Here is a 25,580-nt window from a genome sequence, read left to right on the forward strand (position 1 = left end):
CGCCGATCAGGCCGCGAACCGCCCGCCGCGCTGGGCGTAGGCCTGGGTGCCGCGGGTGAACACCTGGTCGGTCGGCAGGACGGTTTCGATGGCGAGGTCGTCCTTGCCTTTCAGCGCCGCATAGACCGGCCCGAAGTCCTTGAGCGTCTCGTCCTTCAGGGCTTCCAGGCTGTCGATGACGAAATAGACCTGCTGGAAATCGTCGATCCGGTACAGGGTGCGCATCACCCGCTCCAGGTCGAACCCCAGGCGGTTGGGCGACGGATCGTCCAGAGCAAAGACGCTCTCGGTCGCCGAGGAGACGATGCCGGCGCCGTAGATGCGAAGGCCGTCCACCTCCGTCATCAGGCCGAACTCCACCGTATACCAGTACAGGCGCGCCAGGTTCGGCAGCATGCCCAGGCTGGCCGCCCGCTGCCCGCCCTTGCCATAGGCCTCCATATAGGCGGCGAAATCGGGGTCGGTGAGCATCGGCACGTGACCGAAGACGTCGTGGAAGATGTCGGGTTCCTGCAGGTAATCCAGTTGGTCCGGCTTGCGGATAAACTGGCCCGAGACGAAGCGGCGATTGGCCAGATGGTCGAAGAAGACCTCATCCGGGACCAGGCCAGGCACACAGACGACGGTCCAACCGGTCAGGGCCTGAAGCTTGGGATTGATCACGTCGAAGTCGGGGATGCCGCCGGCGTTCAGGTCCAGTGCGTCCAGTCCCCGCATGAAGGCGTCGCAGGCGCGACCGGGCAGGATCTTCATCTGCCGGGCGTAAAGCGTGTCCCAGGTCTGATGCTCGACCTCGATGTAGGCGGCCCAGTTCTGGGGAATGGTCCAGTCGGCGGCCGCGCCCTCGGGCGGCTGTTCGAAGACGTATTCGAAGTCGGACATGGCGTATTCCTCTTTTGCCGTCATCCTAGCCCGGAGCCGCCACGGCTTCCAACCGTCAGTGAAGACGTTCGTCCAGCGGAGCGTGGTGGCCCATGCCGTCGGTGGTGAACCACCGCTCGGCGTCATCGGGCAGCAGGACGGAATCGCCGTCTTCAAGAGCGCCCTCGGCGGCGTAGGCGACAAAGCCGCCATCCTCGCCCAAGGCGAAGACGCGGTAGAAGGGCTGGTCCGGTCTGACCAGGCCGCTTTCACCTGCCGGTCCCTCATAGGCGTGATCGACATCCATCACGACGCCACGAAAGGCGTCGTCGCGGTGGCGGACGATCTGGCCGATGGCGAAGCGTGCGGTCTGAATGCGGGTCATCACACTTCATACGATTCAGCGCATGACCCCAATGCCTGCCGGTCTGTTCATCTTCCTGACAGAATGGCTTGGCGCGGACGATCTTGGCGGGTTAGGCTGACCAGGACGGGCGCCGCTTTGGACCGCCCACAACGGATGACGGCCCATGCCGGAGACCCACGGCGCGCCCCGACGGCGCGACGAGCGGTCCCAGCCTTCCCGTTCGCGGGATGCGTCGGGTCGAGATGCGCCGCTGTATGGCGCGCTCGATCTGGGGACCAACAATTGCCGGCTGCTGATCGCGCGGCCGTCACGCGAAGGCTTTCGCGTGGTCGACAGCTTCAGCCGCATCGTGCGGCTGGGCGAAGGGCTGTCGCGCACGGGCCTTTTGGACCCGCGCGCCATGGACCGGGCCTATGACGCCCTGGCCCTGTGCGCCGAGCGGATCGTCAGGAAGGGCGTCGACTCGGCGCGGCTGAGCGCCGTCGCCACCCAGGCCTGCCGGGCGGCCGAGAACGGCGCCGACTTCATCGACCGGGTACGCAAGGGCACGGGCCTGCGCCTGCGCATCATCGATCCCGCCGAAGAGGCGCGACTGGCGGTCGAGGGATGCCTGAACCTGATCGACCCAAAGGCCGAGGCGGTGCTGGTCATCGATGTCGGCGGCGGGTCGACCGAGATGTCGTGGCTGAAGCGCAGCGGGGCCGACTGGACGACCACCGCCTGGATGTCAGCGCCGGTGGGGGTCGTGACCCTGGCCGAGCGGCATCCCGAGCCGCCGAACTCCGGCGAGGCCTGGTACGAGGCCATGGTCGCCGACATGGGCGCGGCCATTGCAGCGGGCGGGATCGTCGACGAACCGTTGCTGGAGTTGTTCCGGCAGAATCGGGCGCATCTGGTCGGCACCTCGGGCGCGATCACCAGCCTGGCGGGCATCCACCTGAATCTGCCGCGCTACAATCGCGATCGGGTCGATGGATTGTGGATGACGCGCGCCGATTGCGAGGCCGCGGCGGATCGCCTGAAGGCGCTGGGCCCGGACGGCCGGGCGCGCGAGGCCTGCATCGGTCCCGATCGGGCGGACTTGGTGCTGGCGGGGGCCGCGATCCTGGAGGCGGTGCAGCGCGCCTGGCCGTCGGAACGCGTTCGGGTCGCGGATCGGGGCCTGCGCGAAGGCCTGCTGCTGCAACGGATGCGCGAAGACAAGAAGCCGCCGAGGGGACGGCGTCGTCGGCGCGGACGGGGGCGGCCAGCCCCCGTCGCCTGATCAGGCGGCGGGCGTCACGCGCACCGGCAGTTCGATGTCGCACACCGAGAAATCCGCGCCGCGCGCCTGACGCGCCTGCTGCGCCAGGGTCTGGAAGGTGGCGGAGTTGGTGTTGAGCACGGCGACCGTCGGACGTTCGGCTGCGGGCAAATCCGACGCCACGCGGACGCGGGTCATCTGATCCGGTCCCTGGACCAGACCATCCGGCGTGTCGCTGGCCTTCAGCGATCGCACGACATCCAGCCCTGAAACGACCCGGCCCCACACGGTGTAGCGTTTGTCTAGCGCCGGATAGGCCTGACGCATCAGGAAGAACTGGCTGTTGGCGGTGTCGTTGCCCTCGTCACGCGCCATGCCCGCGACGCCCGGGCAATAGAGAGCCCAACCGTGGACCTTCTTGTCGCTGGTGCCGGACATCAGGGCGTCGGGCTGGGTCTGGACCGGGATGGAATCGACAAAGCCGACCAGGGCGCCGACCGGAGCCGCCACCGGGGTGAAGGCCATGTCCGCGCCACGGCGGAAGGTGAACTCAGCCTTCAGGTCGGGATACCAGCTCTGCCCCTCGCCCGTGCCCAGCGGATCGCCGGTCTGGGCCATGAACCAGTCAATCACCCGGTGCCAGACCAGGTTGTCGAAGAAGCCGCGCGACGCCAGCAGCTTGATGCGCTCGACATGGGCGGGAGCGATCTCGGGCGCCAGTTCGACCAGAACCCGCCCCTTGTTGGTGTCTATGACCAGCAGGTTCTCGGGCGCGATGGTCCTCCATTCACCGGGCGGCGGCGGAGGCGCGGGAACGGCGGTCGCGTCTTGCGCCAGGGCGGCGCCCGCCGTCGCAGCCAGCACGGCCGCCGCCATCGCCATGGTTCGTATCGTCATCGTCCCTCCCCGTTTGCGAAAGCCTCAGCCGCCTGTCACTTCGGCGACCGGCTGAATGTCACAGACGCTGAAGGCCGCGCCGCGCGCGGCGCGCGCCGTGGCGATCCGTTCGGCGAAGGCGGCGCTGCCGGCGTTCAGCACGCGCACCGTCGGACGCTCGGCTTCGGGCAGGGCCGAGGCCATGCGGACGCGGGTCATGATGTCGGGATCGGTCACCTTGCCGTCCTCGGCGTCCGAACCCTTCTTCAGCTTGCCGACCACGTCCAGGCCGGACACCACGCGTCCGAAGGCGGTGTAGATGCCGTCCAGCTGTTCGCGCGCGCCCATCATCAGGAAGAACTGGCTGTTGGCGCTGTCCGGCGAACCCGAGCGGGCCATGCCCAGCACGCCGGGACAGAACAGGCCGTGGGCGTCGACCTTGAAGTCGGCGGTGACCATCATCTGGGCGTCGGGCTGGGTCTGGACCGGCAGATCGCCGACCAGACCGCGCACGCCCGCGCCGACGCTGGGCACCGCGACGAAGCCGGCGTCGCGTCCACGACGGAAGCTGAACTCGGCCTTCAGGTCCGGCAGTTCGCTGCCGCCCTCGCCCGTCCCCTTCGGATCGCCGGTTTGCGCCATGAAATCAGGAATGACGCGGTGGAACTTCAGACCGTCGTAGAAGCCCTGGTTGGCCAGGGTGCGGATGCGTTCCGCATGGTTGGGCGCGGCGACGGGGATCAGTTCGACCAGCACCCGCCCCTTCGACGTATCGATAACCAGCAGGTTTTCCGGCGCGATGGTGCGCCAGTCGGACGCCGCCGGCGCCGTTTGCGCTACAGCCGGCGCCTGGGCCGCGCCAGCCGCGAGAAGAGCGGCGACGGTCGCTGCGATGATGGCCTTACGCATGGTCTTGTCTACCCTAACCGTTCTTGACCTTGGCCCGCACGCGCTCGGCGATGGCGGGGCTGACGAAACTGTCGATCGCGCCATCCAGTCGGGCGATCTCCTTGACGAGGCGCGAGGCGATGGCCTGATGGCGCGGATCGGCCATCAGAAATACGGTCTCGATGTCCTGATTGAGGCGCTGGTTCATGGCCGTCATCTGGAACTCGTATTCAAAGTCGGCGACGGCGCGCAGACCCCGGATGATGACGCTGGCGTCCAGCTCTTCGGCGAAATGCATCAGCAGGGTCGAAAACGGCTGGACCACGATGTCGCCGCCGAGGGGCGCCATCTCGGCCTTCAGCATCTCGACCCGTTCGGCGGTGGAGAACAGCGGCCCCTTGTCGTCGTTCTGGGCCACGCCGATGACCAGCCGGTCCACCAGCTTCAGCGCGCGCTTGATGATGTCGGTATGCCCGTTCGTCACCGGGTCGAAGGTGCCCGGATAAAGTCCGATGCGCATGCGTGTCTCCCCGGCCTGTCGCGTGGCGTCAGCGTCGTTTAGCAGTTGCGAAATCAGCGGCCTAGCCGGCTGACGCCTTCGTCATCGTCATGATCCGCGATGCGTTGGGGCGCCTGCGCGCTCCAGGCCGCTTCGACCTTGGCGAGCAGGGCCGGGTCATTGGCGAACGAGACATCGTCGATAGCGATAATCGGACAGATGGGCGTGGCGCTGTTGCACAGGAAGGCGGCGTCTAAGGCGCTGATCTCGTCGAGACGGATCGGCCGCGTTTCACAGGTCAGCCCGATCTGGGGCAGCCCGCGCGTGATCAAGGCCTGGGTCACGCCCGCCAGCATGGGGGCCTGGGGCCAGACGATCCGGTCGCCCTGTACAAAGCCGATGTTCCACAGCGTGCCCTCTGACACCCGCCCTGCCCCATCGACAAACAGGGCGTCGTCAAACCCGGCGGCGCGCGCGGCGCGGCGCGCCCGAATCAGGCCGAAGGTGGCGAGATGCTTCAGATGCGGCGCCTCGCGTTCATAGGGCATGGCGGTGATCCGCACCCGGTTCGCCAGCGGCGGCGGCGCAGGGGAGACGCTGGTCATCACCTTCGGTCGGCCGACGTATGTCGGGTTGCGGTGGGCGATCTCGGGCGAGAACAGGCTGACGCGCAGCCAGCAGGCCTCACGGCCGGCGACGGCCAGCGCCATCAGACGCCGAAACTCAACCTCGCCATGGCTTTCGCCGAACAGTTCGACGGCGGCCTGCTCCAAACGCGCGAGATGGAGGTCGAGGCCGCGCGCGGCGCCATCCTCGACGCGGAAGGAGGTGTAGGCGCCGTAGTTGACCAAGGCCTGGTGGGCCAGATTATCAGGCGTGGCGGGAAGGCCGTCGATCAGGATGTCCATGCTCAAACGACCCTCCCCTGCTCCGCTACGCGGAAGCGGATCAGGCCTCGCCGCCCTCGTCGCCGGCGACATCGGCGTCATCCGCGCCGCCGCTTTCCGGCAGACGTTCGACCGACACGACCTTCTCGTCCTTGCCGGTGCGGAAGATGGTGACGCCCTGGCTGGAGCGGCCGACGATGCGGACCTGGTCGATGCGCGTGCGGATCATCTGACCGCCCGAGGTGACCAGCAGCAAGTCGTCCGTCTCCTCGACCGGGAAAGCCGCCGCCAGACGCGTGCCGGCGCGACCGCCAAGGCCGTGGGCCGTCAAACCCTGACCGCCACGACCGGTGCGGCGGTATTCGTAGGCTGAGGACCGCTTGCCGAAGCCGGTTTCAGTGACCGTCAGGATGAACTGTTCGGCGGCGCCCAGTTCGGCGATCCGCTCGACCGACAGAACGGCGTCGCCGGCGGCCTCGTCGTCGGCCTCGACAACAGGCGCGTCCTCTTCCGCATCCGCACCGGCCAAGGCCTTGCGCATGGCGTTGGCATGTTTGACGTAGGCGGCGCGTTCTTCCGGCGTCGCGTCGACGCGGCCCAGGATGGCCATGGAGATGACCTCGTCGCCGTCCTGCAGCCGCACGCCCCGGACGCCGGTCGAATCCCGGCCCTTGAAGACGCGCACGTCGTCGGCCTTGAACCGGATCGCGCGGCCCAGCGCCGTGGTCAGCAGCACGTCGTCGTCCGCCGTGCACAGGCCGACGCCGACCATGCGGTCAGAGCCTTCCAGCTTCATGGCGATCTTGCCGGCGCGGTTGACCGTGGCGAAGTCCGACAGCTTGTTGCGCCGCACGTCGCCGCTCGAGGTGGCGAACATGATGTCGTAGTCGCCCCAGGTCGTTTCGTCCTCGGGCAGGGGCAGGACGTTCATGATGCTGTCGCCCGGCTCGATGGGCAGCAGATTGACGAAGGCCTTGCCCCGCGACTGCGGATTGCCCAGCGGCAGACGCCAGGTCTTCAGCTTGTAGGCCTTGCCGTTGGTGGCGAAGAACAGGACAGGGGTGTGGGTCGAGGCGCTGAACACGCCGGTGATGGCGTCCTCGTCCTTCATCGACATGCCGCTGCGGCCCTTGCCGCCGCGATGCTGGGTCCGATAGGCGTTCAGGGCCACGCGCTTGACGTAGCCGCCGTGGGTGACGGTGACGACCATGTCCTCGCGCGGGATCAGGTCCTCGTCCTCCATCTCCCCGTCGCCTTCCCCGATCAGGGTGCGGCGCGGAACGGCGAACCGATCCTTCACGTCGATCAGGTCGTCGCGGATGATGGCCAGGACGTTCTTGCGGTCCGACAGGATGGTCAGGTGGCCCTGGATGGTGTCGGCCAGGCCATGCGCCTCGCCGAAGATGTCGTCGCGGCCCAGGCCGGTCAGACGCGACAGGGTCAGGGCCAGGATGGCGCGGGCCTGTTCGTCGGTCAGGCGGATCTTGTCGCCCTCGACGATGACGGTGCGCGGATCGGCGATCAGCTCGACCAGGGCCATCATGTCGCCGACGGGCCAGGCCTTGGCCTGCAGACGCTCGCGCGCCTCGGTCGGATCGGCCGAGGAGCGGATGATGTGGATCACCTCGTCGATATTGGCGACGGCGACGGCCAGACCGACCAGGACGTGGCCGCGGTCGCGGGCCTTGTTCAGCTCGAACTTGACGCGGCGAACGACGACTTCCTCGCGGAAATTGAGGAAGATCTGCAGCAGCTGGCGCAGGCCCATCTGCTCGGGCCGGCCGTGGTTCAGCGCCAGCATGTTGACGCCGAAAGAGCTCTGCATGGCGGTATAGCGCCACAGCTGGTTCAGGATCACGTCGCCGGACGCGTCGCGCTTCAGCTCGATCACGATCCGCATGCCCTGACGGTCGGATTCGTCGCGGACGTCGGAAATGCCCTCCAGCCGCTTCTCGCGCACCATTTCGGCAATGCGCTCGATCAGGGTCTGCTTGTTGACCTGATAGGGCAGTTCGGTGACGACGATGGCCTCGCGGTCCTTGCGGATCTCCTCCACCGAGGCGCGGCCGCGCACGACGACCGAGCCACGACCGTCGCGCAGGGCGTTGCGCGGCGCCGTGCGGCCCATGATCTCGCCGCCGGTCGGGAAGTCCGGACCGGGCACGATGTCCAGCAGGGCGTCGTCGGAGACGTTCGGATCATCCAGCAGGGCCAGGGCCGCATCCACGACCTCGCCCAGATTGTGCGGCGGGATGTTGGTCGCCATGCCGACGGCGATGCCGCCCGCGCCGTTGACCAGCAGATTGGGAATCCGGCTCGGCAGGACGACCGGCTCCAGCTCCTTCTCGTCGTAGTTCGGCTGGAAATCGACCGTGTCCTTGTCGATGTCGGCCATCAGGGCGACGGCGGCCGGGGCCATCCGGGCCTCGGTGTAACGCATCGAGGCGGGCATATCGCCGTCGACCGAACCGAAGTTGCCCTGGCCGTCGACCAGCATCAGCCCCATCGAGAACGGCTGCGCCATCCGCACCAGGGCCATATAGACCGAGGCGTCGCCATGAGGGTGGAACCGGCCCAGCACGTCACCGACCACACGAGCGCATTTCGAATAGCTGCGCTCGGGCGTCATGTTCAGGTCGTGCATCGAATACAGGATGCGACGGTGAACCGGCTTCAGCCCGTCACGGGCGTCGGGAAGCGCGCGCGAGACGATCACGCTCATGGCGTAATCGAGGTACGAACGCTTCAGTTCGTCCTCGATCGTGATCGTGGAAATGTCGGAGCCGCCGCCTCCCGGAACGATCGGAGATGCGGCGTTTTCGTAGCTGTCGTCGGTCAATGAAGCGTGGCTTTATGCGGCCGGAATCGGAACGTGATCCGCTGTGACGATTTCTAGCATTCCAGGGCCTCGGTGGCAAAGCGACGTCGCCGTGAAAGCCCGTCTCTGAAAGGACTTTCGACATGCGCGCCACCCGCCTCGCCGCCGCCCTTCTCCTCGCCTCCCCCTTGGCCCTGACAACCGCCTGCGCCGCGACCGGAAACGCGCCCCAGGCGGCCGTCGAACGCGCGCCCGTCGGCGCGACGGGACAGGCCGTTCTGATCAACGCCTCGGGCGCCAATATCGGTCGCGTCGATCTGCGTCAGGGGCCGACCGGCCTGCTGATGAAGATCGAGGCTTCGGGTCTGACGCCCGGGTGGCACGGCATCCACATCCATGCGACCGGTGAATGCGCCGCACCTTTCACCTCGTCCGGCGCCCACATCAACCACGGCGAGCCCAAGGCCCCGCACGGCCTGCTGAACGCCGCCGGGCCGGACGACGGCGACCTGCCCAACGTCTGGGCCGGTGCGGACGGCAAGGTGAACGCCGAACTGTTCACGACCCGCGCGCGGATTTCGTCCGAAGGCCCCGGCCAATGGCTGTGGGACGCCGACGGCTCCGCCATCATCATTCACGCCAACCCCGACGACCATTCGACCCAGCCCATCGGCGGCGCCGGCGATCGGGTGGCCTGCGCGGCGCTCAGCGCTAGCTGAGCCTTTCTACAGTACGAAGGATGGCCCGCTGGACAGCGTTCAGCGGGCCTTTTTCATGTGACATCAGCCAACGATCAGGAACAGATCAAGCCTTGGCGGCGCCGGCGCGCAAGCCCCGTTCCGCCAGGGCCACAAGGGCGACCCCGCCCATGGTGATGGCCGATCCCGTCAGAATCTGCGGCGTCAGGATGTCGCCCATGAAGCTCCAGCCTATGAACATCGACACAACGGGCGTGACCAGCAGATAGGGCGTCACCCGCCCCGCCTCGCGCCGCTGGACCAGCCAGAACAGCAGGGTGGTCGCCAGCACGGACGACACCACGCCCGCCCATAACAAGGACGCCCAGACCATGGGCGTGGCGTTCTTCACCGCCTCCCACTGGCCATGCTCGAACACCGCCGAGCCGAAGGCCATGACGGGAAAGGCCCCCAGCGCCAGCAGACCCTGCATCTTCAACGGCGGGATGGAGGTGGTGCGACGCGCGACCACCGTCGTCACGCCCCAAGCGGCGCCGGCCGCGATGGCGACCAGAATGGCCTTCCAGTCCTGCAACGCATGAGCGTCCAGCGTCATCCAGGCCACGCCGACGAAGGCCACGCCCATGCCGACCAAGGCCGCCTTGGACAGCCGCTCGCCCAGGATCAGGAAGGCGAACAGGGTGGTGAAGGGGATCCACAACTGGTTGGCCACGGTCACCGGGCTGACGTCCGTCGCCAGCCAATAGGCCGTGTAGGCCAGGCCGTACTGGATCGGCCCGCCGATGATGACGATCAGCATCAGGCTCTTCCAGTCCGGGAACGGCGGCCGCACGAAAGCGATCAGACAGGCGGTGGCGATGCCGAACCGGATGGCGCCGACCAGCAGCGGCGACAGCTCCTGCGTCGCCAGCTTGGCCCCGGCGTTGTTGACGCCCCACACCACGATGATCGCCACGATGGCGGCGATCTCCAGCCCCGTCAGGGCGTGGGGCCTCTTGGGCAGGGGTGCGGGCGCATGCGCAACTTCGGAATGCACGTCGGTCATAACCGCCCTATGGCACGACCCGACCGCCGCGTCGGCTCAATTTGGATGACCTCAGGTTTCCGCTCAGAAATCCGGCTTGGCGACCGCCTGCAGCGATCGCCAAGCCGGACTGCCTCAGAACGGGATGTCGTCGTTCAGGTCGTAGCTTTCCTTGGGGCCGCTCGGCTTGTTGGCGCCGCCGGTGGAGAAGCCCGAGGAATAGTCGTCATCGCCGCGACCACCGCCGTAGCCGCCACCGCCGCCGCCGTAACCGCCGCCCGACGAGCCGCCTTCCGAACGGCCGCCCAGCATGGTCAATTCGCCCTTGAAGCGGCTGACCACGATCTCGGTCGAATATTTCTCGACGCCCTGCTGGTCGGTCCATTTGCGGGTCTGGAGCGCGCCCTCGATGTAGACGGTCGAGCCCTTCTTTACATAGTTCTCGACCACCTTGACGATGTTGTCGTTGAAGATGACGACCCGGTGCCACTCGGTCTTTTCCTTGCGCTCGCCCGAGGACTTGTCGCGCCAGGTTTCCGAAGTGGCGATGGACAGGTTGGCGATCCGGTCGCCGTTGGGCATGGAGCGGATTTCGGGATCGCGACCCAGATTACCGACCAGAATGACCTTGTTGACGCTGCCCGCCATGGAAACTTCCTTCTCGTGTGAGGCGGCGACGACTTCGCCCGCCTCGTCAATTCAGTCCGATGTCTGACCGGGGCGACGGCTCATCGCCAGCCCTTTCGACAGCGAACCCGCTAAATCAGTGGATAAGCGTTAACCAAATGTTCCACTTCCGTTCCAGCTACGCAAGCCTTACTTGGCGCCAGGGTCGGCCGCGATAGCGACGGGACGGCCCGTCTCGTCGCGCTGGATGGCCCCGGGGATAGCCAGACGGCCGTCGCCGGTGCGGGCCATGGCGAAGAAGTGGCTGCCGTTCAGGCTCTTGCCGATCTTGACCCCCTCGCGGTCCACGAAGATGAAGCGGCCCTGATAGGCGCCGGCGATTTCCTGGTTCGATCCGCCCATGCGCAAGAAGCGAAGGCGCATTTCCTCCAGCCGCGCGGCGCATTGTTCCAGCTGGGGCTGGTTGTCGGCGATTTTCTGCAGGCGTGGCGGCGCATTGTCTGGCGTCGCCACGAAGTAGCAGGCGCCCTCGGCGAACTCATATTTGGGTTCGTTGGAGCAGGCGCCCAGCAGAACGGTCCCGGCGATGGCGGCGAGGGCGACGAAACGCATCAGTTCATTCCCGTGAATTGGCAGTTGCGATCCTGCTCGGCCAGGGTCCTGAAACGGTTGTTGTCATTGGACTGTTCCACCCGGCGCGGCACCAGACGCAGGGTCGTGTCGCCCCAGCGGCCGTATTGGGCGTCGCCCGGGCCGACGCAGGTCCCGGCGTAAAGCGCCTGAACACAGGCGTTCAGGCTCATGTTCGGCGACAGGGTGCGCCAGTCGGAGCCGGTGTGGCGCAGGCACGGGCTGCCGCTGGTCACGGGCGTGGGGCGCGGCGCAGGCGTCTGTTCGACGGAGGTCGGCGGCGGGGTTTCGGCCATCTCGACCTTCGGCAATTCGGGCGGCGGGGCGAAGGCGGCCGTCGGGGCGGCGGCCAAGGCGCCCGTCGCGTCCAGCCCCACATCCAGAGCGTCCGTCGCCAGGCCATTGCGCTGGGCGCAGACCGCCAGGGTCGCCATGCCGACGAACTGACCATCGACGAAGCAGCGCAGTTCCCGCGTCGGTTCCAGCGTGGGCGCCTCGGCCAGATTGACGACAAGGCCGCCCTTGGACGCCGGCGGCGCTTCCGTCGTCTTGTCGCCGCCGCCCGTAAAGATCAGGGCGAGCACGACGGCGATGACGATCGCCACGCCGGCGCCGACCAACAGGATGACGCGGTTGTCTTTCGGAAGGGCCATGAACGGGCTTTCGCGGATGAGAAGGTCAATAACTCCGACCCGGCCTCGGGCGTCAACCGCCTTGACCGGTCACGACCCCGATCAGGCCGTCAGGCGGCTCAGCGCAGCCTGATAGTTCGCCAGCTGCGTTTGCTGGTAAGCGGTCGAGGAGCCGTTGCCGGTCTGGGTGTTGGTTATGCCGCCGGTCGACGGCGCCAGGGCGCGGTAGGAGGACCGGACCGCTGTCATCGCCTGGGCCAGCGAATCGATGGCCGCCTTGATCGAGGCCGGATCGTTCAGGTTCAGCTTGTTCGACAGGTTCAGCCCATAGGTCTTGATCGCGTCCTTGTCCGGCTTCACCGGACCGACGAAGCCGGGCGTCAGGCCCAGCGCGCTCAGGGCGTCCTTGCCGATCGCTCCGGCGGAGATGACGGCGCCGTCCTTGTTGGCCGCCGTCTTGATTTCCAGCCGCTGGACGATGGGTTTGGCCTTCAGGTCGGTGATGACCTTCGCTTCAAGCTGGCGGCCAGAGGCGGCGGTGATCTTCTTGGCCAGGCTTTCCAGCGTGTCCTTGGCGTCGATGGTCACTGTTACGGCGCGGCCGCCGGCTGCGGGGCTGATCGAAAACTGATCCCCGACGCGGGCCGAGGTGGCGACGGTCAGCAGCTTGGAGTCCGCCTGCATGATCTGCCCCTGAGGCAGGCCGAGGCGGTCGAGAACGCTGGCGCCGCCCGCTGCGAAGCTCAGGCTGGTCGGCCTGGCCTGATCGCCGTCCGCGCGCCAGGTTCGGTTCGATTGAACCTGGCCGGTGGCGAGATCGATCTGGGCCAGATAGCCGGATGTGGGGTCGTCCTTGCCGGCGCCTTCCGCCCGGTTCGTGCCGGTAATCCAGACCTTTCCGTCCTTGATGGCGACGTCGGCGGCGGTGTCCGCGCCCGCCCCGCCGAAATAAGTCAGTTGGTCGCTTCCCGACGCCTGAAGGTTCGTCGACAAGGTGGCGATGAAGACGTCGCTGCCGCCGGCATGGGCGTTGGTCACCGTGGCGATATCGAGGGCGGTGTTCTCGGTATGGCCGGTCACGACGACCTTGCCGTTCTCGACCGATATGCCGGCGATCGCGCCGCTGGCGTAGCCAAGGTCACGCGTCGAAGCCAGGCTCGGTACGCCCTCGGCATCCAGGGTGAAGCGGCGCACGACCGCTTTCCCGTTTTCGACGCCCGCCGTGTAGAGGTCGTTTCCCGACACCGTCATGGCCTGAACCGAGTCGTCGCCGCTGGTGCCGAACTGCACGGTCGCGACGTTCACGCCCACGTCCGGACCGTTGATCTTGATCGGCTTTTCCTGGAAGGCCTGAAGATAGGAATCCCAGCCGCCCAGGGCCGCATTGCCCGGCATGGCTGATTTCGACCGTCCGGCGACATAGACCATGCCGTCGGCGCCGAAACGAACCTCGGTCGCCTCGTCGGCCGCCTTGGCGCCGCGCCGCTGGGTCCACAACTCCTGCCCCGACCTGTCGAACACAGAGACGAAACTGTCGGCCACGGACGCGTTTTCGCCGCTCTTGCCAGGTTCAAGCGCCCCGGTCACCGATCCGGCCAGGGCGACCCGGCCGTCGTCGTCGATAGCGATGGAGAAGCCGTTGGCGCTGGAGGCGGCGCCGAGCAGCTTGGTCTGCATCAGATTGCCGGCGGAATCGTATTTCATCAGGGCGACGTCGCGCGCGCCCTTGATCGGCTGACTGGCGTCGCCCGCCGTCAGTTCGGCGACGACCCAGACTGAGCCATCCGGCGCCACGGCGCTGGCCTTCACCGCTGCAACCCCCTCGGGAAGGTCGGCGTGCCCCACCCTGCCCTCGACCCAGAACGGATCGTCGACGCCCTGCTGGGCGGCCGGCGCCGCGCCGCCGTCGGCCTGGAACTTCAGCAGTTGGCCCGCCGTGCCGGTCTTGCCGACCCCTTGCGTCACATAGACGGCGTCGGAGGTGTCGACGGCCTGGAAGCTGATGGCTTCGCCGGTCCCGCCATTGACCTTCAACGCCCACTGATCCGGTCCGGCCGGCAGGGTGATGGTCTTGGTGCCGCTTTTGACCGTCTTCGGCTCGGCGGGGATCAACTGAGCGCTGATGCGCGTCGCGACGCCCGCGTCCTCCAGCTTGCCGTTCATATAGGCGGTGACATTGGCCAACGACCGATCGGTTGCGCCCATTTCGGACAGGTCCATGGCGATCGCCTGCTCCCCGGCCGCCGTCTTGACGGTCACGGAGAACTTCACGTCACCCTCGAACGCCTTGACCGAGGCGGTGGGGTCGCCGTCGTGGATGGGGGCGGTGACGAAACTGGTCGGCGCCCGTTCCAGCGCATAGGTGCTCTTGACCGAGGTCTGGGCCACACCCTGCACCAGTCGCATGTCTTCGAAACTGGCGGTGCTGAGATAGGTCGACAGTTCGGCCAGGCCTTCGCCGAACCGCTTGGACACCAGAGCGGCTTCCGACGCGCTCAGCCCCTTAACGCCAGCACGGTCGGCCAGGGCGCCCAACGTGTTCAGGCCCTGATACAGGGCGAACATCTTGCGGTAGTCGGTGGAGGCGCCGGCCAGATCCAGGCTGACATTGGCTTCATCGATCAGTCGACGGCCGCCCAGAGCTGCACGGACCAGATCGCTGGCCTTCGTCGGCGTCGCGTTGGACGACCAGGGGGCCGTCGGTTGCGTTTTCTTGGTTTTGACAGCCGGGCTGGCGGTCGTGGTCGCGCCTGACGACGACGTCCCCGTCGTCGTTCCGAAAAGACCCAGCAGATAGCTGTTGTTGATCATTCAGACGGCTCCGACCCTATCGTGCGGCGGGCGTCGATAAAGAACCGTTAAGCTGTCGGATCAGCCCTTGAACAGCGACAGGATGACTTGCGGCGCCTGGTTGGCGATCGACAGGGCCTGAACGCCGAGTTGCTGCTGGACCTGCAGGGCCTGAAGGCGGGCGCTTTCCTTGGCCAGGTCCGCGTCCACCAGATTGCCGATCCCCGCTTCCAGCGCGTCCGACAGCTTGCCGACATAGGTGGTGTGGCGTTCCATCTGCTTTGACTGGGCGCCCAGTTCGGAAAGACGGGAGCTTGAGGTCGCGATCGCGTCGTTGATCCGGTTCAGCGCGGCTTTGGCATCGGCTTCAACCAATAAGCTTGGCGCGGTAACAGCAGGCGTGGCCGAAGCGTCGGCCGCAAGCCCCAAGCCTGAAAGTGTCAGGTTTTGACGCTTCAGCTGGATGTTTTCCTGGCCGTCCGCACTAGCGATAAAGTTCAAGTCCCCAAGCGGCGCAGGAGGTGTCGCACCGTCAGTGCGTCCCGCGAGAATGTTTTCACCATCGAAAATGGCGTTGTCTGCAAAAGATTGGATCGACACCAGAAGCGATTGAAACTCCTGATCATACGATTTGCGCGTCGCATCGCTGGCGCTCGGGTCCGCCGCTGCGGTCGCCTTCTGCTTCAACTCGAGCAAGATGTCCGAGATCTGCTCGCCGGCCGCCAACGATACGTCGGCGATGGATGTCGCGCGGTTCAGGCTGGTGGTGACGGCTTCAAGCGACCCCCGATCGGCGCGCTGGCCCTGAGCCACCGCCCAGACCGCGGCGTTGTCGCGCGCGCCCTGAACCTTCAGCCCCGTGTTCACCCGGCTCTGCGTCGCCGCCAACTGGTCGTTGGTGCGGTTCAGATTCTGCAAGGCGATCATCGCCGAGGTGTTGGTGTGGATGCTGGTGGTCATGGCTTCAAGCCCCCGGACGTTCTGTGGGCTACAGCATTAACCATGAGTCGTAATCACATGGTTAACGCGCCGGAAACCATGATTGCGCCGTCCTGCGAGCCGGCGGCGTTAAGGAGTTTGAGCCCTCGCCTGTGCTTAGACGGCGGTATCGACCAGACGACCGCCGCGATAGGTCGGGTCGCTGTTCAGCTTTTCGACATCCTCGCGCGGCAACTGACGGATCACCTCCCCCGTCACCCGGTCCAGGACCTTATAGACGAAGCGGTTGTCGCCGACGGCCTCGATGGTCAAGCGAAAGCGGCTGGCGTCGTTGTTGTCGTTTTTCGCAACCGGCGCCGGCGTCGCCGGCTGCACGGCGATCGGAGCGACGGGAGGAATCTGGGGTAAGCTTACTGATCTCGCGACATTGTCTGTCATGGCTCCATGCGCAGGTCAGCCCACGCCCTCTAGAGAAACAAACGATCAGCCGGAGCGGTCGCGAAACCGCTCCGGCTGCGCGTCTTAGCGGAACAGGCCCAGCAGGATCGAGCTGCCCTGGTTGGCGATCGACAACGCCTGCACGCCCAGCTGTTGCTTGGTTTGCAGGGCGGTCAGCTTGGCGCTTTCCTTGGCCAGATCGGCGTCCACCAGATTGCCCACGCCGGCTTCAAGAGCGTCCTGAAGCTTGTTGACGAAGGTGATCTGACGGCCCAGCGACTTGGACTGGGTGCCCAAGGTGGCCAGGGCGCCGGTCACCGTACCGATCGCCGTGTCCACCGCAGTTGTGGAGGCGGCGGTGGCATCCAGGTTGCCGGCCGTCAGAGTGGACAAGCTGGCCAACGGCGCCGTCAGGCTGTTGACGCTGTCGAACGAGGCGCCGGTGATCGCCGAGGCGATTTCCGTGCCCAAGGCGTTGAAGTCAGCCAAGTAAGCCGTCTGCGCCGAACCGGTCGACGAGGCGATGCTGACGGACAGCGACTTCATCTCTTCCAGGGCGGAGGTGATGGTGTCGCCGGCGGCCAGAGCCACGTCGATGATCGACTGGGTGCGTTGCAGACCCGCGCGAACGGCGTCCTGCGAGGCGGCGTTGGCGCGTTGCGACGTGGCGATCGCGAAGATCGCACCGTTGTCCTTCGCCGACGAGACCTTCATCCCGGTGTTGATCCGGTTTTGGGTCATTTCCAGTTGAGCGTTGGTCTTGTTCAGGCTCTGCAGAGCGACTGCGGCGCCGTAGTTCGTATTGATGCTGGGCATTTCTAGCCCTCCTTTTCACTTCGTGAGAGCCCCGGCGTTTTGCCGGGGTGAGCGTTTTGCTCGGGGTTCAAGGCCACGACCCCGCCGCCGGGACGGCGAGGTCTCCGGGCCTTAGCGGAAGAGGCTCAGCAGGATCGAGCTGCCCTGGTTGGCGATCGACAGCGCCTGCACGCCCAGCTGTTGCTTGGTTTGCAGGGCGGTCAATTTGGCGCTTTCCTTGGCCAGATCGGCGTCCACCAGATTGCCCACGCCAGCTTCCATCGCATCCTGAAGCTTGTTGACGAAGGTGATCGAACGTCCAACCGATTTTGATTGCGTACCGAGCGTCGCTAGCGCGGTGGTGACCTCTTTGATCGCGTCATCGACGTTGGTGCTCGTGAAGTCTGTAATTGTGGTTCCTAAATATTTCGCAAGAGCAGTTTCATCTTTGAGCGCATTAGCCGTGCCAATCGTCTTCGTTTCAGTGGCACCCGTTCCCGTTTGCACGTTCACTGCGGTGCCGCCTGTAGAATCTGTCGTCAGCAAATTGACATTATCGAAAGAAGCTCCGTCGATCGCCGCCTTAATTTCCGCTCCGAGCGCTGAAAAGTCCGCTTGATACGAAGCCAAGGCGGTGCTGCCAGTAGCCGATGACGCGATATTGACGGCGAGCGACTTCATCTCCTCCAAAGCGGAGGTGATCGTGTCGCCAGCAGCCAGGGCCACATCAATGATGGACTGACCGCGTTGCAACGAGTTGCGCACGGCGTCTTGCGCCCCAACGTTGGCGCGCTGCGTTGTGGCGATCGCGAAGATCGCGCCATTGTCCTTGGCCGAAGACACCTTCATGCCGGTGTTAATCCGGCTCTGGGTGGTTTCCAGCTGGGCGTTGGTCTTGTTCAGGCTCTGCAGGGCGACTGCGGCGCCGTAGTTCGTATTGATGCTGGGCATTTCTGGCCCTCCTTGTTCACTTCAGTGATTTCCGGCGTCGTTTTGCCGCCGGGAGCTTTTTGCTCGGTGAGTAAGAAGCAATTGCCGGGCCATTTCTGATCCGCACAAAAGCCCACAACTAACTGATTTTACTGGTTTACCTTTGATTTACCCTCCTTCCTACCCGGCAGCTCTTGCCGGGCTGATCCGCGCACAGGGCAAGATTTGCCGGGTCCACGTCGAGTTGGTCTGCGCCTCCGCGGGTCCCCACACGGCGAAAGGCGAAACGTTCAGCCCTGTATCGGGCTTAGTTGCGGAACAGGCTCAGCAGGATCGAGCTGCCCTGGTTGGCGATGGACAGCGCCTGGACGCCCAGCTGTTGCTTGGTTTGCAGGGCGGTCAGCTTGGCGCTTTCCTTGGCCAGATCGGCGTCGACCAGGTTGCCGATGCCGGCTTCGGTCGCGTCCTGCAGCTTGTTGACGAAGGTCAGTTGACGCCCGACCGACTTGGACTGGGTGCCTAGAGTGGAAAGCGAGGATGTAACCTTCGCGATAGCGTCATCCACCAAGTCAACTGTGACATCAGCCGCTACGATCGTTTGATCTGTGACCGCAGCGATGTCCGTGTCTGCGGCCATTCCACCAGTGGCGGTGAAGCCGACCGACGTCGTTCCGCCAGCGATGTCCGAGACAAGCGCCGTCGGCGTCGCCTCAGTCCAAAGGTTGACGCTGTCGAAACTTGCGCCCTTTAGCGCCTCGTCGATTTCTTTACCCAAGGCTTTGAAATCGGCCAGATAAGAGGTTTCGGCGGCCGAGCTGGCGACGGAGGACTGAATGCTGACGGCCAGCGACTTCATTTCTTCGAGGGCGGCGGTGACGGTGTCGCCGGCGGCCAGGGCCACATCGACGATCGACTGTCCGCGCTGAAGCGAATTCCGAACCGCATCCATGGCGCCCATGTTGGCGCGCTGGGTCGTCGCGATAGCGTAGATCGCGCCGTTGTCCTTGGCCGAGCCCACCTTCAGGCCCGTCGAGACACGGTTTTGCGTGCGCTCCAACATAGCGTTGGTCGCATTGAGGTTTTGCAGGGCGACAGCTGCGCCGTAGTTCGTATTGATGCTCGTAGCCATTTTGGCTTTCCTGTTCACTTCGTGTGATGTCCGACGCCATTTTGGCATCAGGAGCGTTTTGCTCGGTCTTCAGGAGAGCAAGGGCGAGGCCAGTCCGAAAGGCGATGTCAGCCAGACGTCGACACTGATTTCATTGAACTTATCTCGACGGTTTGCGAAACGACCCGGCAAGCCTGCACACCAGGCGGCAGAAGTTGCCGAGTCGTTTTTGCAGGGCGTCAGTCGCGGCGTCGCACCTGCGCGTCCTGCATCGCGCGTTCGGCCAACAAGGTCTCGACCGCGAGCCGCCGAGCCCCATCGCAGGCCACGATCTGGTCGCCGCGCAGCAGATAGGCCGCGTCCAGATCGCCGGCCGTGGGTTCAGCCGGCAGGGTCGCCAGCGCGCACGGTCGTGTCGCCGCCTCCGGCAAGACCAGCCGCGCCGGCGCAACCGTCGAGAGCGGGGGCGATGCGGCACAGTTCGCCGTCATGGTCGCGCAGGCGATCAGCGCGGCGGGTCTCCAAGGGTTGATCGGCATCGACGGCGCTCCTGGCCTGGGCGACGGCGGCCGTGGTCGCCCGGTCCGCCGTCCCCGTCATGTGGTGATAGTGATCGACGCGCCGGGCCTGAGCCGCGGCGCCTTCGGCTTCAATCCGCCGGGCGTCGGCCTGCGCCGCCGCCACGGCGGTCACATCCCGCGCCTGGGTGCGGGCGGCCTCTAGACGCTTGTGCTGCAAGTTCAGCGGATCCCAGCGAAAGCCGAGCCCGCCCAGCAGGACGACCCCCAGCGCCACCACCGCCGCAGCGGCCGCCAACCAGCCGAGCGGCGTCAGCGCCCGCAGTATGGATCCAGCGCTCATGGAAAGGCCTTTCGATCCAGCTCGAAATGCGGACCGTCCCGCAGCGTCTTCCAGTCGCCGCCCCAGATCAGCGGCGTCTTCAGATCCAGCGCCGCCGCCTTGAACGCCTCGGCGATCCGGCCATACAGCGGCCAGTCCCATCGCACCTGGCCTTCGACCAGGGCGGCGACATCGACGGCGTGGCCCGTCAGATGGCGCGAGCGCGTCGTGCGGCTGGCCCCGACCTTGACCAGAGCCGCCTGACGTTCGGCCGTGCGCAGGCCCTCGGTGATCATGAAGTCCACCGGCGTGCGGGTGATGGCCGCCTCAACCACCGCGATCAGGGCCGGATGCACGCCGATCAGCCGCGCACGCGACCGGCTGGACAGACGAAAGCTCATGGTCGGCCTCCGCTGATCCGCAGCCGCGCTGTGGCGATCAGGGTGATCAACTGCTGAGCGGTCGGCGCCACCAGATAGAGCACCAGGATCAAGGCCAGCAGGCCCATCAGCCCGTCCGTGATCCGGGGCAGCATCTCAGGCGGCATCCGCCCGACCGTGCGCATCAACAGCACCCACAGCCCCGCGCTGACAGCGAAGACGTAGAGGCGACGAAACAGCCACCGCCCCTCCGCCAAGGGGATCGCCCCCTGCTTGTGTCGGGTCATCGTTCGTCCTCCTCGTCATAGGTTTCGACGGCGCAGCGACCGTCCCAGCCGGACTGGGCGCGCCATTCCCCGTCGCTGAGGCTGTCGGGCGCTTCCCACGCCTCGGCCTCCAGCACCTCGACCGGCTCGGCCGGATGTCCGCGCCGGCTCATCCGACGACCGTGATCAGAACCGCGCCCGAAGCGCCCGAACCGCCCTGACCGCCGAAGGTCAGGCCCGCGCCGCCTCCCCCGCCCCCGGCCCCGAACAGCGCGCCTGAGCCGCCGGGACTGCCGGCTCCGCTCGCTGATGCATCGCCGCCCCCGCCGCCGCCGCCGACGATCGACAACAGCGGCTTGGGCGAGGCCTGTCCCGCAGCGCCCGCGACGCCGCCGGCCGCGCGAAGGCCCGACCAGCCGCCCACACCGCCCGCGCCTCCGGCATAGGCGACATCCGCTGCACTCAGACCGCCCCCTGCCCCGCCGCCGCCCGGCCCGTCCGAGCAAAGGGTTTCTGCGCCCGTCGCCGCCGTTGCGGTTGTCGAAGAGCTGCCGCCGGAGTTGGCGAGCCGTTGGCCGATACCGCCTGCTCCACCGACGCCAGAGCCGCCTGCGGCCCCGCCCGTCGCGCGTAACAGGACCATGTCGCCTGTCGCGACCTCGCTATCGCCGCCCGAAACGCCACTGATGGCGAACGGGGGCGTGGATATGAACGACATTCTCGTCAACGCAGTGTTCGCCTGATGCGCCTGTGGCAACGCCTGCTAGGGCGCAAGCTCACCGCCCGCGACGGCGAGCTGTACGAAGTCTTCTCCGGTGGTGACACCTGGTCTGGTGAGGCCGTCTCCGCTCACGCTGCGATGAATCTTTCGGCCTTCTGGGCTGGAACGCGCATCACGGCCGAGACGGTGGCGAGCCTTTCTGTTGAGGTTCTGGAGCGCCGTGAGGACGGCGCGCGGGTGCGAGTATCGGACCACCCCCTGCAAGCCCTGCTGGACGACAGCCCCAACGCCGATCAGACATCCATGGAGTTCTGGGAAGGGCGCGTGTTCGGCATGTGCACGACCGGAAACGGGTTCGCCGAAAAGGTCTTCAACAGCCGTGGCGGTCTTCTCGCGCTAAACCCAATGCCGGCGACGACGATGGTTGAGCGCTTGCGGGACGGGGCTTTGAGATATCGGTTCGATGATCGCGGCAAGCTGATCGATCTGCCCGAGGAGAAAGTCTTTCACCTCAAGGCATTTGGTGACGGCGACGTTGGTATGTCTCCCGTCGAGTACGCGCGGCAGACCCTCGGCCTGGCCATCGCGTCGGAAAAAGCCGCCGGTCAGATGTTTAGTAAGGGGCTCCGAACCAAGGGCTTCTTCACCTTCCCGAACCAACTGACGGCGGAGCAACGCGCCGAGGCCCGCAAGAATTTCGCGGAACGCTACAGCCGACCGGATGCGCCAAGCGTCGGACTGCTGGAAGGCGGGATCGATTTCAAGTCGGTCAACATTACGCCCCGAGACGCCGAACTGATCACGTCGCGACGCTTCAACGTCGAGGAGGTCTGCCGTTGGGTCGGTGTTCCGCCCATCGTCATCGGTCACGCGGCTGAAGGTCAGACCATGTGGGGCACCGGCGTCAGTTCGATCATGCAGAGTTGGCTCACGCTGGGCTTGAGGTCTCGTCTGAAGCGTATCGAGAAGGCCATCGCAAAACGCGTGATGACACCTGCTGAACGCGAGAGATTCAAGGTCCGCTTCAACTACGAGGACCTGCTGAGGACCGACACCGAGAGCCGATACAAGGCCCATGAAATCGCCCTGCGCGCCGGTTTCAAGAGCCGGAATGAGGTCCGCCGGATTGAGGGCGACGCCCCGGTCGAGGGCGGTGACACCATCATGACCCAGATGCAGAACGTCCCGATCACGCAGACCCAGGAGGGCGCGCAATACGACAACGCCGTGGAAGCCTGGGGCGAGGAAGGCTGGGCGCGAGTGTCGCGGCTCTGTCGGTTCTTTGAGACGATGGGGATGAAGGGGCTGGATTGTCCGCCGCCGCCGCGACCGGGCTAGGCAAAAGAGGGATTATCCCACCTTTCAGCGTCGAGCCTCGGCTCCGCTACCGAGGCCGCTCCGGGAGACCGGGGCGGCCTTTTCTGCGTTCTAGATCGCCGCCCTCGCGATGCGCTGCATCGTGTGAGGGTTGAAGCCGTCGTCATCCGGTTCGATCAACATAATCTCGACAAGGGCGCTTTCGAGCTTGCCCAGTCGCAGAACGGCTTTGTCGTGGTCTGCCTGAAGGTCGGAGGCCCGTTTCTCGGATTCGACTGACCTAACGCAGGCGCTGTGCGGGTCTCCAAGGGCGAGCGGGCAAACCTTGGCATCCGCTTCCTCCGCATCACGCAAAGCCCGGCTGGCGGTGTATCGCAGCCCGTGGATGGTGCCGACCACATCGTAGAGGTCGGACAGAGGGACATACACCTCGCGGCCGCGCACCAGACGAGACGCCGCCATAGACTGGTCGATGATCGTCTCGATGCGCTGTTCAATGGGACGCAGATCGTTCGAAACGCTCATGGTCATTCCTCCTCATCAGCGGCTATGACCTCGGGCCATTCCGCTCGGATGGTGTCTAGGGCTTGAAACAGGTGAATGGCCCGCTGCGTGTCGCCACCCACCTTCGCCTTCGCCCATCGAGAGAGCAGATAACGATAAACGTTCTGCACCTCCGCCCTTGGGTCGGGCGAGGTCACTTGGCTGAGTTCCTAGCATCCCACTCACGAACCTTGGCGATGCCGTCCTCGACTGTGCTGGTGACGTGAAAAATGTCGGCCATGACCTCCGGCGGAACTCGCTCCCGGATGTCTTCGCCTAGCGCGTCCTCCACGTGGGCGCACCAATCGTCGAAAACCTCCCATGCCGCCGCACTGAATGCCCGCTGAGTGGTGTCATCGCGGAAAATGTGGGCGATGTCATTCGCCAGCGCGTAGGCATCCTGAACCCGGTCCATCCGCCCCTGACCTTCAATGATATCCATGCGCCTGACGAGCAGATCAGTCGCGGCGCGAAGCTGGGTCTCTGTCACCATGTCCTGTTTGCCTTCTTGGGGTTGATCTCCCACGCCTTGCATCGGGCGGCGTCGTGGAGAGACTTAAGATTGATGCCAGTGCGCCGGAGCAGTTCCGGATCATCGCAGTCGGCAAGTGCGTCCATTACTTCGGCCATGAGGCCCTTCAGGCGGTTGTCCCGCAGGTCCAGCAAGTCGGGCCGGAAGGGCAGCCCCATTACAGGGCTACCTCCTCGATTTTGCAGTGCGCAGCGCGCCAGTGGGCCTTGCGAAGGCCGAGGTTCACCTCAACCATCTCAACGCCGTCCCGACGGGTATAGAAGCCCACACCGAAACCACCCTTGCCGGTCTTCAGGTTGGTCACATCAATGATCGTGCGGGCCATCTGCTTGTCTCCGTCTATGCACAAGTTACACAACATAATCTTGCTCATGTCAAGCGACTTGTGTAACTTGCATGTGTGCCGCCGTTGAGGCACGGATGCGTTATGGAGAAAAAGGACGTGCGGGTTCAGTTGGTCATCAGCCCCTCGGAGATCGAGGCGCTGGACGAATGGCGCGCTAAGGAGCGCATCTGGTCGCGATCAGAGGCAATACGCCGCCTGATTGCGGACGGCGTGAAAAAGCCAGCCGAAAAGAACAAGACGTGACGGTCTCACTCGGACACTGGGAACCACGATGGCCCTGCATGGTTGTGGAGTCGGAGCCGGCCTGGGAGGGTGGTGGCCCGGCAATATGCGCCACCCCGCTCGGTGGGCGGTCTATTACGTTCCCTGGGTGAGACCGCCCGCCCCAATCGCCCTCGGTTCACGCCGGGGGCGTTTTTGCTTTAGCGGGGCGGGGAATCTCCGGTTAGGCTGGACCCGAAAAAGCCTATGAATTTCAGTGCTGGTGTGGACCCCGGCAAGACGCTCCAAGCCATTGATATCACGGCATTGCGTGAGTTCCGGTCAGGCCTCCATCGCGACGATACGGACGAAGGCCGCCCCTCGGGGCGGCCTTCGCGTTTTCAGCTACCAGCAAGCGCCGTCGTCGTCAGATGATGAAGGGCAACAGCACTCGTCGCCGCGACATTCAGCGAATCGAACCCGCCCGCCATAGCGATGCCGATCGGCCGGCACCGATCGATCAAATCCCTGGGCAGCCCCGGCCCTTCCGACCCCAGCATCAGAGCGACCGTTCCGACACGCCCGTAGTCCGAAAGCCGCTCGGTCGCCGAAGGCGTCAGCGCCAAGACCTCGACTCCAGCCCGCTGCAGGGCTTCGATAATGTCCGTCGCGCCGGCGACGACGAACGGCGTGCGCAGCACCGCGCCGACCGAAACGCGAATCGCCTTGCGGTAGAAGGGGTCGCAGCAGGTCGGATCAAGCAGCACCGCCCTGGCGCCAAACGCGGCGGCGTTCCTGAACAGGCCGCCGACATTGTCGTGGTTGCCGATCCCGCTGGCCACGACGAACACGTCCTGCGGCCCGATATCCGCCAGCACATCGTCCAACGACAGCGGCTCGGGCTTTTTGCCCAAGGCCAGAATTCCCCGGTGCAGTTCGAAACCCGCAATCCGGTCCAGCACGGCCTGGCCTGCGACATAGACGGGCGTCGCTGGCGGCAGAGACGTAATGACATCGCACAAAGCCGCAAAGCGCTTTTCCGCCAGCAGCAGCGACAGGGGCCGGCAGCGCGACGCCGTCGACGCCAGTCCACGCACCACCACCTCCCCTTCCGCGATGAACAACCCCTGACGCCCCGTTAGATCGCGTTCGCGGATATCGCGATAGGCCGCAACACGCGGGTCGTCAGGGTCGTCGATAAATATCGTTTCGATTGGCTCGTTTTCCCATTGCAAGATCGGAACGGCCGCTGCTATACGCCCGCCTCCCGAGCAGATGTTCCGCAGTAGCTCAGTGGTAGAGCAGCCGACTGTTAATCGGCTGGTCGTAGGTTCGAATCCTACCTGCGGAGCCACTCGGGGTAAAGACTGAGGCCAGACAAGGC

Annotated in this window: 31 protein-coding genes and 1 tRNA gene; 5 read left to right on the forward strand and 27 right to left on the reverse strand. The window is 65.6% G+C overall.

Going from position 1 to position 25,580, the window contains the following annotated elements; genetic code table 11:
* Window positions 1–6: 6 nt before the first annotated feature.
* Both phhA and hspQ read right to left on the reverse strand, forming a co-directional pair.
* Window positions 7–882: a phenylalanine 4-monooxygenase gene (gene phhA, locus VH88_RS04490; protein WP_045810488.1), complete on the reverse strand. Its 876-nt coding sequence runs from the start codon at window positions 880–882 to the stop codon at window positions 7–9.
* Between the two features lie 55 nt (window positions 883–937).
* Window positions 938–1,246 (reverse strand): heat shock protein HspQ, encoded by a 309-nt coding sequence (gene hspQ / locus VH88_RS04495; protein WP_017504111.1) that lies wholly within the window; start codon window positions 1,244–1,246, stop codon window positions 938–940.
* Between the two features lie 145 nt (window positions 1,247–1,391).
* Between hspQ and VH88_RS04500 the strand changes: the two genes are divergently transcribed.
* Complete coding sequence (locus VH88_RS04500) at window positions 1,392–2,492, forward strand: Ppx/GppA phosphatase family protein (protein ID WP_045810197.1); 1,101 nt, start codon at window positions 1,392–1,394, stop codon at window positions 2,490–2,492.
* On the opposite strand, the gene VH88_RS04505 is transcribed toward VH88_RS04500, so the two are convergent.
* Genes VH88_RS04505 through gyrA form a run of 5 tightly spaced genes read right to left on the reverse strand, consistent with a single transcriptional unit; the run spans window position 2,493 to window position 8,460 of the window.
* A complete protein-coding gene (locus VH88_RS04505) occupies window positions 2,493–3,368 on the reverse strand; it encodes a peptidylprolyl isomerase (protein WP_045810198.1) in 876 nt (291 codons plus the stop codon).
* A gap of 24 nt (window positions 3,369–3,392) precedes the next feature.
* Entirely contained in the window at window positions 3,393–4,256 is an 864-nt protein-coding gene (locus VH88_RS04510; RefSeq protein ID WP_045810199.1) for a peptidylprolyl isomerase, read from the reverse strand.
* A 13-nt stretch (window positions 4,257–4,269) separates the two neighbouring features.
* Window positions 4,270–4,755: a pantetheine-phosphate adenylyltransferase gene (coaD, locus tag VH88_RS04515; protein ID WP_017504115.1), complete on the reverse strand. Its 486-nt coding sequence runs from the start codon at window positions 4,753–4,755 to the stop codon at window positions 4,270–4,272.
* Window positions 4,756–4,808: 53 nt separating this feature from the next.
* The gene (locus tag VH88_RS04520) at window positions 4,809–5,642 is read right to left on the reverse strand and encodes an aminotransferase class IV (RefSeq protein WP_045810200.1); all 834 of its coding nucleotides are present in this window, start codon (window positions 5,640–5,642) and stop codon (window positions 4,809–4,811) included.
* A gap of 40 nt (window positions 5,643–5,682) precedes the next feature.
* On the reverse strand, window positions 5,683–8,460 hold the full coding sequence (gene gyrA, locus VH88_RS04525; RefSeq protein ID WP_082064377.1) for a DNA gyrase subunit A: 2,778 nt from the start codon (window positions 8,458–8,460) through the stop codon (window positions 5,683–5,685).
* A gap of 122 nt (window positions 8,461–8,582) precedes the next feature.
* Here gyrA and VH88_RS04530 point away from each other — a divergent pair, with 122 nt between their 5' ends.
* On the forward strand, window positions 8,583–9,158 hold the full coding sequence (locus VH88_RS04530; protein WP_045810201.1) for a superoxide dismutase family protein: 576 nt from the start codon (window positions 8,583–8,585) through the stop codon (window positions 9,156–9,158).
* 85 nt (window positions 9,159–9,243) lie between these two features.
* Here the strand turns inward: VH88_RS04530 and VH88_RS04535 are convergent, their stop codons facing one another.
* From VH88_RS04535 to VH88_RS04605, 15 genes are all read right to left on the reverse strand, one after another.
* Window positions 9,244–10,182: a DMT family transporter gene (locus tag VH88_RS04535; RefSeq protein WP_045810202.1), complete on the reverse strand. Its 939-nt coding sequence runs from the start codon at window positions 10,180–10,182 to the stop codon at window positions 9,244–9,246.
* A 114-nt stretch (window positions 10,183–10,296) separates the two neighbouring features.
* Entirely contained in the window at window positions 10,297–10,809 is a 513-nt protein-coding gene (gene ssb / locus VH88_RS04540; protein ID WP_045810203.1) for a single-stranded DNA-binding protein, read from the reverse strand.
* 168 nt (window positions 10,810–10,977) lie between these two features.
* Window positions 10,978–11,400, reverse strand: coding sequence for a hypothetical protein (locus VH88_RS04545; RefSeq protein WP_045810204.1), 423 nt, complete (start codon window positions 11,398–11,400; stop codon window positions 10,978–10,980).
* Entirely contained in the window at window positions 11,400–12,071 is a 672-nt protein-coding gene (locus tag VH88_RS04550; RefSeq protein WP_045810205.1) for a hypothetical protein, read from the reverse strand. Before VH88_RS04550 ends, VH88_RS04545 begins: the two co-directional genes overlap by 1 nt.
* Before the next feature lie 81 nt (window positions 12,072–12,152).
* Window positions 12,153–14,861: a hypothetical protein gene (locus VH88_RS04555; protein WP_045810206.1), complete on the reverse strand. Its 2,709-nt coding sequence runs from the start codon at window positions 14,859–14,861 to the stop codon at window positions 12,153–12,155.
* A 60-nt stretch (window positions 14,862–14,921) separates the two neighbouring features.
* Entirely contained in the window at window positions 14,922–15,800 is an 879-nt protein-coding gene (locus VH88_RS04560; protein ID WP_045810207.1) for a flagellin, read from the reverse strand.
* 135 nt (window positions 15,801–15,935) lie between these two features.
* The gene (locus VH88_RS04565) at window positions 15,936–16,217 is read right to left on the reverse strand and encodes a hypothetical protein (RefSeq protein ID WP_045810208.1); all 282 of its coding nucleotides are present in this window, start codon (window positions 16,215–16,217) and stop codon (window positions 15,936–15,938) included.
* Between the two features lie 84 nt (window positions 16,218–16,301).
* Complete coding sequence (locus tag VH88_RS04570) at window positions 16,302–17,033, reverse strand: flagellin (protein WP_045810209.1); 732 nt, start codon at window positions 17,031–17,033, stop codon at window positions 16,302–16,304.
* 111 nt (window positions 17,034–17,144) lie between these two features.
* Complete coding sequence (locus tag VH88_RS04575; RefSeq protein ID WP_045810210.1) at window positions 17,145–17,963, reverse strand: flagellin; 819 nt, start codon at window positions 17,961–17,963, stop codon at window positions 17,145–17,147.
* 286 nt (window positions 17,964–18,249) lie between these two features.
* Entirely contained in the window at window positions 18,250–19,071 is an 822-nt protein-coding gene (locus tag VH88_RS04580) for a flagellin (RefSeq protein ID WP_045810211.1), read from the reverse strand.
* Between the two features lie 360 nt (window positions 19,072–19,431).
* Entirely contained in the window at window positions 19,432–19,911 is a 480-nt protein-coding gene (locus VH88_RS04590) for a hypothetical protein (protein WP_045810213.1), read from the reverse strand.
* Complete coding sequence (locus VH88_RS04595) at window positions 19,908–20,291, reverse strand: M15 family metallopeptidase (protein WP_045810214.1); 384 nt, start codon at window positions 20,289–20,291, stop codon at window positions 19,908–19,910. The genes VH88_RS04590 and VH88_RS04595 overlap by 4 nt, the downstream gene beginning before the upstream one ends.
* Window positions 20,288–20,557 (reverse strand): hypothetical protein, encoded by a 270-nt coding sequence (locus tag VH88_RS04600; protein ID WP_045810215.1) that lies wholly within the window; start codon window positions 20,555–20,557, stop codon window positions 20,288–20,290. Before VH88_RS04600 ends, VH88_RS04595 begins: the two co-directional genes overlap by 4 nt.
* On the reverse strand, window positions 20,554–20,709 hold the full coding sequence (locus tag VH88_RS15945) for a hypothetical protein (RefSeq protein WP_017504138.1): 156 nt from the start codon (window positions 20,707–20,709) through the stop codon (window positions 20,554–20,556). The genes VH88_RS04600 and VH88_RS15945 overlap by 4 nt, the downstream gene beginning before the upstream one ends.
* The gene (locus VH88_RS04605; protein ID WP_197070992.1) at window positions 20,706–21,254 is read right to left on the reverse strand and encodes a hypothetical protein; all 549 of its coding nucleotides are present in this window, start codon (window positions 21,252–21,254) and stop codon (window positions 20,706–20,708) included. The genes VH88_RS15945 and VH88_RS04605 overlap by 4 nt, the downstream gene beginning before the upstream one ends.
* Before the next feature lie 24 nt (window positions 21,255–21,278).
* On the opposite strand from VH88_RS04605, the gene VH88_RS04610 reads away from it, so the two are divergent.
* Window positions 21,279–22,595, forward strand: coding sequence for a phage portal protein (locus VH88_RS04610; RefSeq protein ID WP_052689493.1), 1,317 nt, complete (start codon window positions 21,279–21,281; stop codon window positions 22,593–22,595).
* Window positions 22,596–22,685: 90 nt separating this feature from the next.
* On the opposite strand, the gene VH88_RS04615 is transcribed toward VH88_RS04610, so the two are convergent.
* The 4 genes from VH88_RS04615 to VH88_RS15950 all read right to left on the reverse strand — a co-directional run bounded on the left by VH88_RS04615 (window position 22,686) and on the right by VH88_RS15950 (window position 23,974).
* Entirely contained in the window at window positions 22,686–23,099 is a 414-nt protein-coding gene (locus VH88_RS04615; protein WP_156146752.1) for a hypothetical protein, read from the reverse strand.
* A 172-nt stretch (window positions 23,100–23,271) separates the two neighbouring features.
* A complete protein-coding gene (locus VH88_RS04620; RefSeq protein ID WP_045810217.1) occupies window positions 23,272–23,610 on the reverse strand; it encodes a hypothetical protein in 339 nt (112 codons plus the stop codon).
* Entirely contained in the window at window positions 23,604–23,807 is a 204-nt protein-coding gene (locus VH88_RS04625; RefSeq protein WP_045810218.1) for a hypothetical protein, read from the reverse strand. Before VH88_RS04625 ends, VH88_RS04620 begins: the two co-directional genes overlap by 7 nt.
* Window positions 23,807–23,974 (reverse strand): hypothetical protein, encoded by a 168-nt coding sequence (locus VH88_RS15950; protein WP_156146753.1) that lies wholly within the window; start codon window positions 23,972–23,974, stop codon window positions 23,807–23,809. The genes VH88_RS04625 and VH88_RS15950 overlap by 1 nt, the downstream gene beginning before the upstream one ends.
* Before the next feature lie 102 nt (window positions 23,975–24,076).
* Here VH88_RS15950 and VH88_RS15590 point away from each other — a divergent pair, with 102 nt between their 5' ends.
* Window positions 24,077–24,238, forward strand: a complete 162-nt coding sequence (locus VH88_RS15590; protein ID WP_082064378.1) for a ribbon-helix-helix protein, CopG family — start codon at window positions 24,077–24,079, stop codon at window positions 24,236–24,238.
* A gap of 359 nt (window positions 24,239–24,597) precedes the next feature.
* On the opposite strand, the gene VH88_RS04630 is transcribed toward VH88_RS15590, so the two are convergent.
* Window positions 24,598–25,410, reverse strand: coding sequence for an RNA methyltransferase (locus tag VH88_RS04630; protein WP_045810492.1), 813 nt, complete (start codon window positions 25,408–25,410; stop codon window positions 24,598–24,600).
* Window positions 25,411–25,475: 65 nt separating this feature from the next.
* On the opposite strand from VH88_RS04630, the gene VH88_RS04635 reads away from it, so the two are divergent.
* Window positions 25,476–25,550: transfer RNA gene (locus VH88_RS04635), tRNA-Asn, on the forward strand.
* The last annotated feature ends 30 nt before the right edge of the window (window positions 25,551–25,580 follow it).

This window comes from Brevundimonas sp. KM4 (assembly GCF_000964075.1).
In the GTDB taxonomy this organism is placed as follows: Bacteria; Pseudomonadota; Alphaproteobacteria; order Caulobacterales; family Caulobacteraceae; genus Brevundimonas; species Brevundimonas huaxiensis.

Bases quoted from the DNA above. Each gene is read 5' to 3' on its own strand.
- VH88_RS04570 (WP_045810209.1), bottom strand. From the start codon at position 17,033: ATGCCCAGCATCAATACGAACTACGGCGCCGCAGTCGCTCTGCAGAGC.
- VH88_RS04555 (WP_045810206.1), bottom strand. From the start codon at position 14,861: ATGATCAACAACAGCTATCTGCTGGGTCTTTTCGGAACGACGACGGGG.
- VH88_RS15945 (WP_017504138.1), bottom strand. From the start codon at position 20,709: ATGAGCCGGCGCGGACATCCGGCCGAGCCGGTCGAGGTGCTGGAGGCC.
- VH88_RS04590 (WP_045810213.1), bottom strand. From the start codon at position 19,911: ATGAGCGCTGGATCCATACTGCGGGCGCTGACGCCGCTCGGCTGGTTG.
- VH88_RS04575 (WP_045810210.1), bottom strand. From the start codon at position 17,963: ATGCCCAGCATCAATACGAACTACGGCGCCGCAGTCGCCCTGCAGAGC.
- VH88_RS04535 (WP_045810202.1), bottom strand. From the start codon at position 10,182: ATGACCGACGTGCATTCCGAAGTTGCGCATGCGCCCGCACCCCTGCCC.
- coaD (WP_017504115.1), bottom strand. From the start codon at position 4,755: ATGCGCATCGGACTTTATCCGGGCACCTTCGACCCGGTGACGAACGGG.
- hspQ (WP_017504111.1), bottom strand. From the start codon at position 1,246: ATGACCCGCATTCAGACCGCACGCTTCGCCATCGGCCAGATCGTCCGC.
- VH88_RS04620 (WP_045810217.1), bottom strand. From the start codon at position 23,610: ATGGTGACAGAGACCCAGCTTCGCGCCGCGACTGATCTGCTCGTCAGG.
- VH88_RS04505 (WP_045810198.1), bottom strand. From the start codon at position 3,368: ATGACGATACGAACCATGGCGATGGCGGCGGCCGTGCTGGCTGCGACG.
- VH88_RS04580 (WP_045810211.1), bottom strand. From the start codon at position 19,071: ATGGCTACGAGCATCAATACGAACTACGGCGCAGCTGTCGCCCTGCAA.
- VH88_RS04510 (WP_045810199.1), bottom strand. From the start codon at position 4,256: ATGCGTAAGGCCATCATCGCAGCGACCGTCGCCGCTCTTCTCGCGGCT.
- VH88_RS04560 (WP_045810207.1), bottom strand. From the start codon at position 15,800: ATGACCACCAGCATCCACACCAACACCTCGGCGATGATCGCCTTGCAG.
- VH88_RS04600 (WP_045810215.1), bottom strand. From the start codon at position 20,557: ATGACCCGACACAAGCAGGGGGCGATCCCCTTGGCGGAGGGGCGGTGG.
- VH88_RS04530 (WP_045810201.1), top strand. From the start codon at position 8,583: ATGCGCGCCACCCGCCTCGCCGCCGCCCTTCTCCTCGCCTCCCCCTTG.
- VH88_RS15590 (WP_082064378.1), top strand. From the start codon at position 24,077: ATGGAGAAAAAGGACGTGCGGGTTCAGTTGGTCATCAGCCCCTCGGAG.
- VH88_RS04610 (WP_052689493.1), top strand. From the start codon at position 21,279: ATGCGCCTGTGGCAACGCCTGCTAGGGCGCAAGCTCACCGCCCGCGAC.
- VH88_RS04565 (WP_045810208.1), bottom strand. From the start codon at position 16,217: ATGACAGACAATGTCGCGAGATCAGTAAGCTTACCCCAGATTCCTCCC.
- VH88_RS04615 (WP_156146752.1), bottom strand. From the start codon at position 23,099: ATGAGCGTTTCGAACGATCTGCGTCCCATTGAACAGCGCATCGAGACG.
- ssb (WP_045810203.1), bottom strand. From the start codon at position 10,809: ATGGCGGGCAGCGTCAACAAGGTCATTCTGGTCGGTAATCTGGGTCGC.
- phhA (WP_045810488.1), bottom strand. From the start codon at position 882: ATGTCCGACTTCGAATACGTCTTCGAACAGCCGCCCGAGGGCGCGGCC.
- VH88_RS04625 (WP_045810218.1), bottom strand. From the start codon at position 23,807: ATGGGGCTGCCCTTCCGGCCCGACTTGCTGGACCTGCGGGACAACCGC.
- VH88_RS15950 (WP_156146753.1), bottom strand. From the start codon at position 23,974: ATGGCCCGCACGATCATTGATGTGACCAACCTGAAGACCGGCAAGGGT.
- VH88_RS04550 (WP_045810205.1), bottom strand. From the start codon at position 12,071: ATGGCCCTTCCGAAAGACAACCGCGTCATCCTGTTGGTCGGCGCCGGC.
- VH88_RS04520 (WP_045810200.1), bottom strand. From the start codon at position 5,642: ATGGACATCCTGATCGACGGCCTTCCCGCCACGCCTGATAATCTGGCC.
- VH88_RS04595 (WP_045810214.1), bottom strand. From the start codon at position 20,291: ATGAGCTTTCGTCTGTCCAGCCGGTCGCGTGCGCGGCTGATCGGCGTG.
- VH88_RS04545 (WP_045810204.1), bottom strand. From the start codon at position 11,400: ATGCGTTTCGTCGCCCTCGCCGCCATCGCCGGGACCGTTCTGCTGGGC.
- VH88_RS04605 (WP_197070992.1), bottom strand. From the start codon at position 21,254: ATGTCGTTCATATCCACGCCCCCGTTCGCCATCAGTGGCGTTTCGGGC.
- VH88_RS04500 (WP_045810197.1), top strand. From the start codon at position 1,392: ATGCCGGAGACCCACGGCGCGCCCCGACGGCGCGACGAGCGGTCCCAG.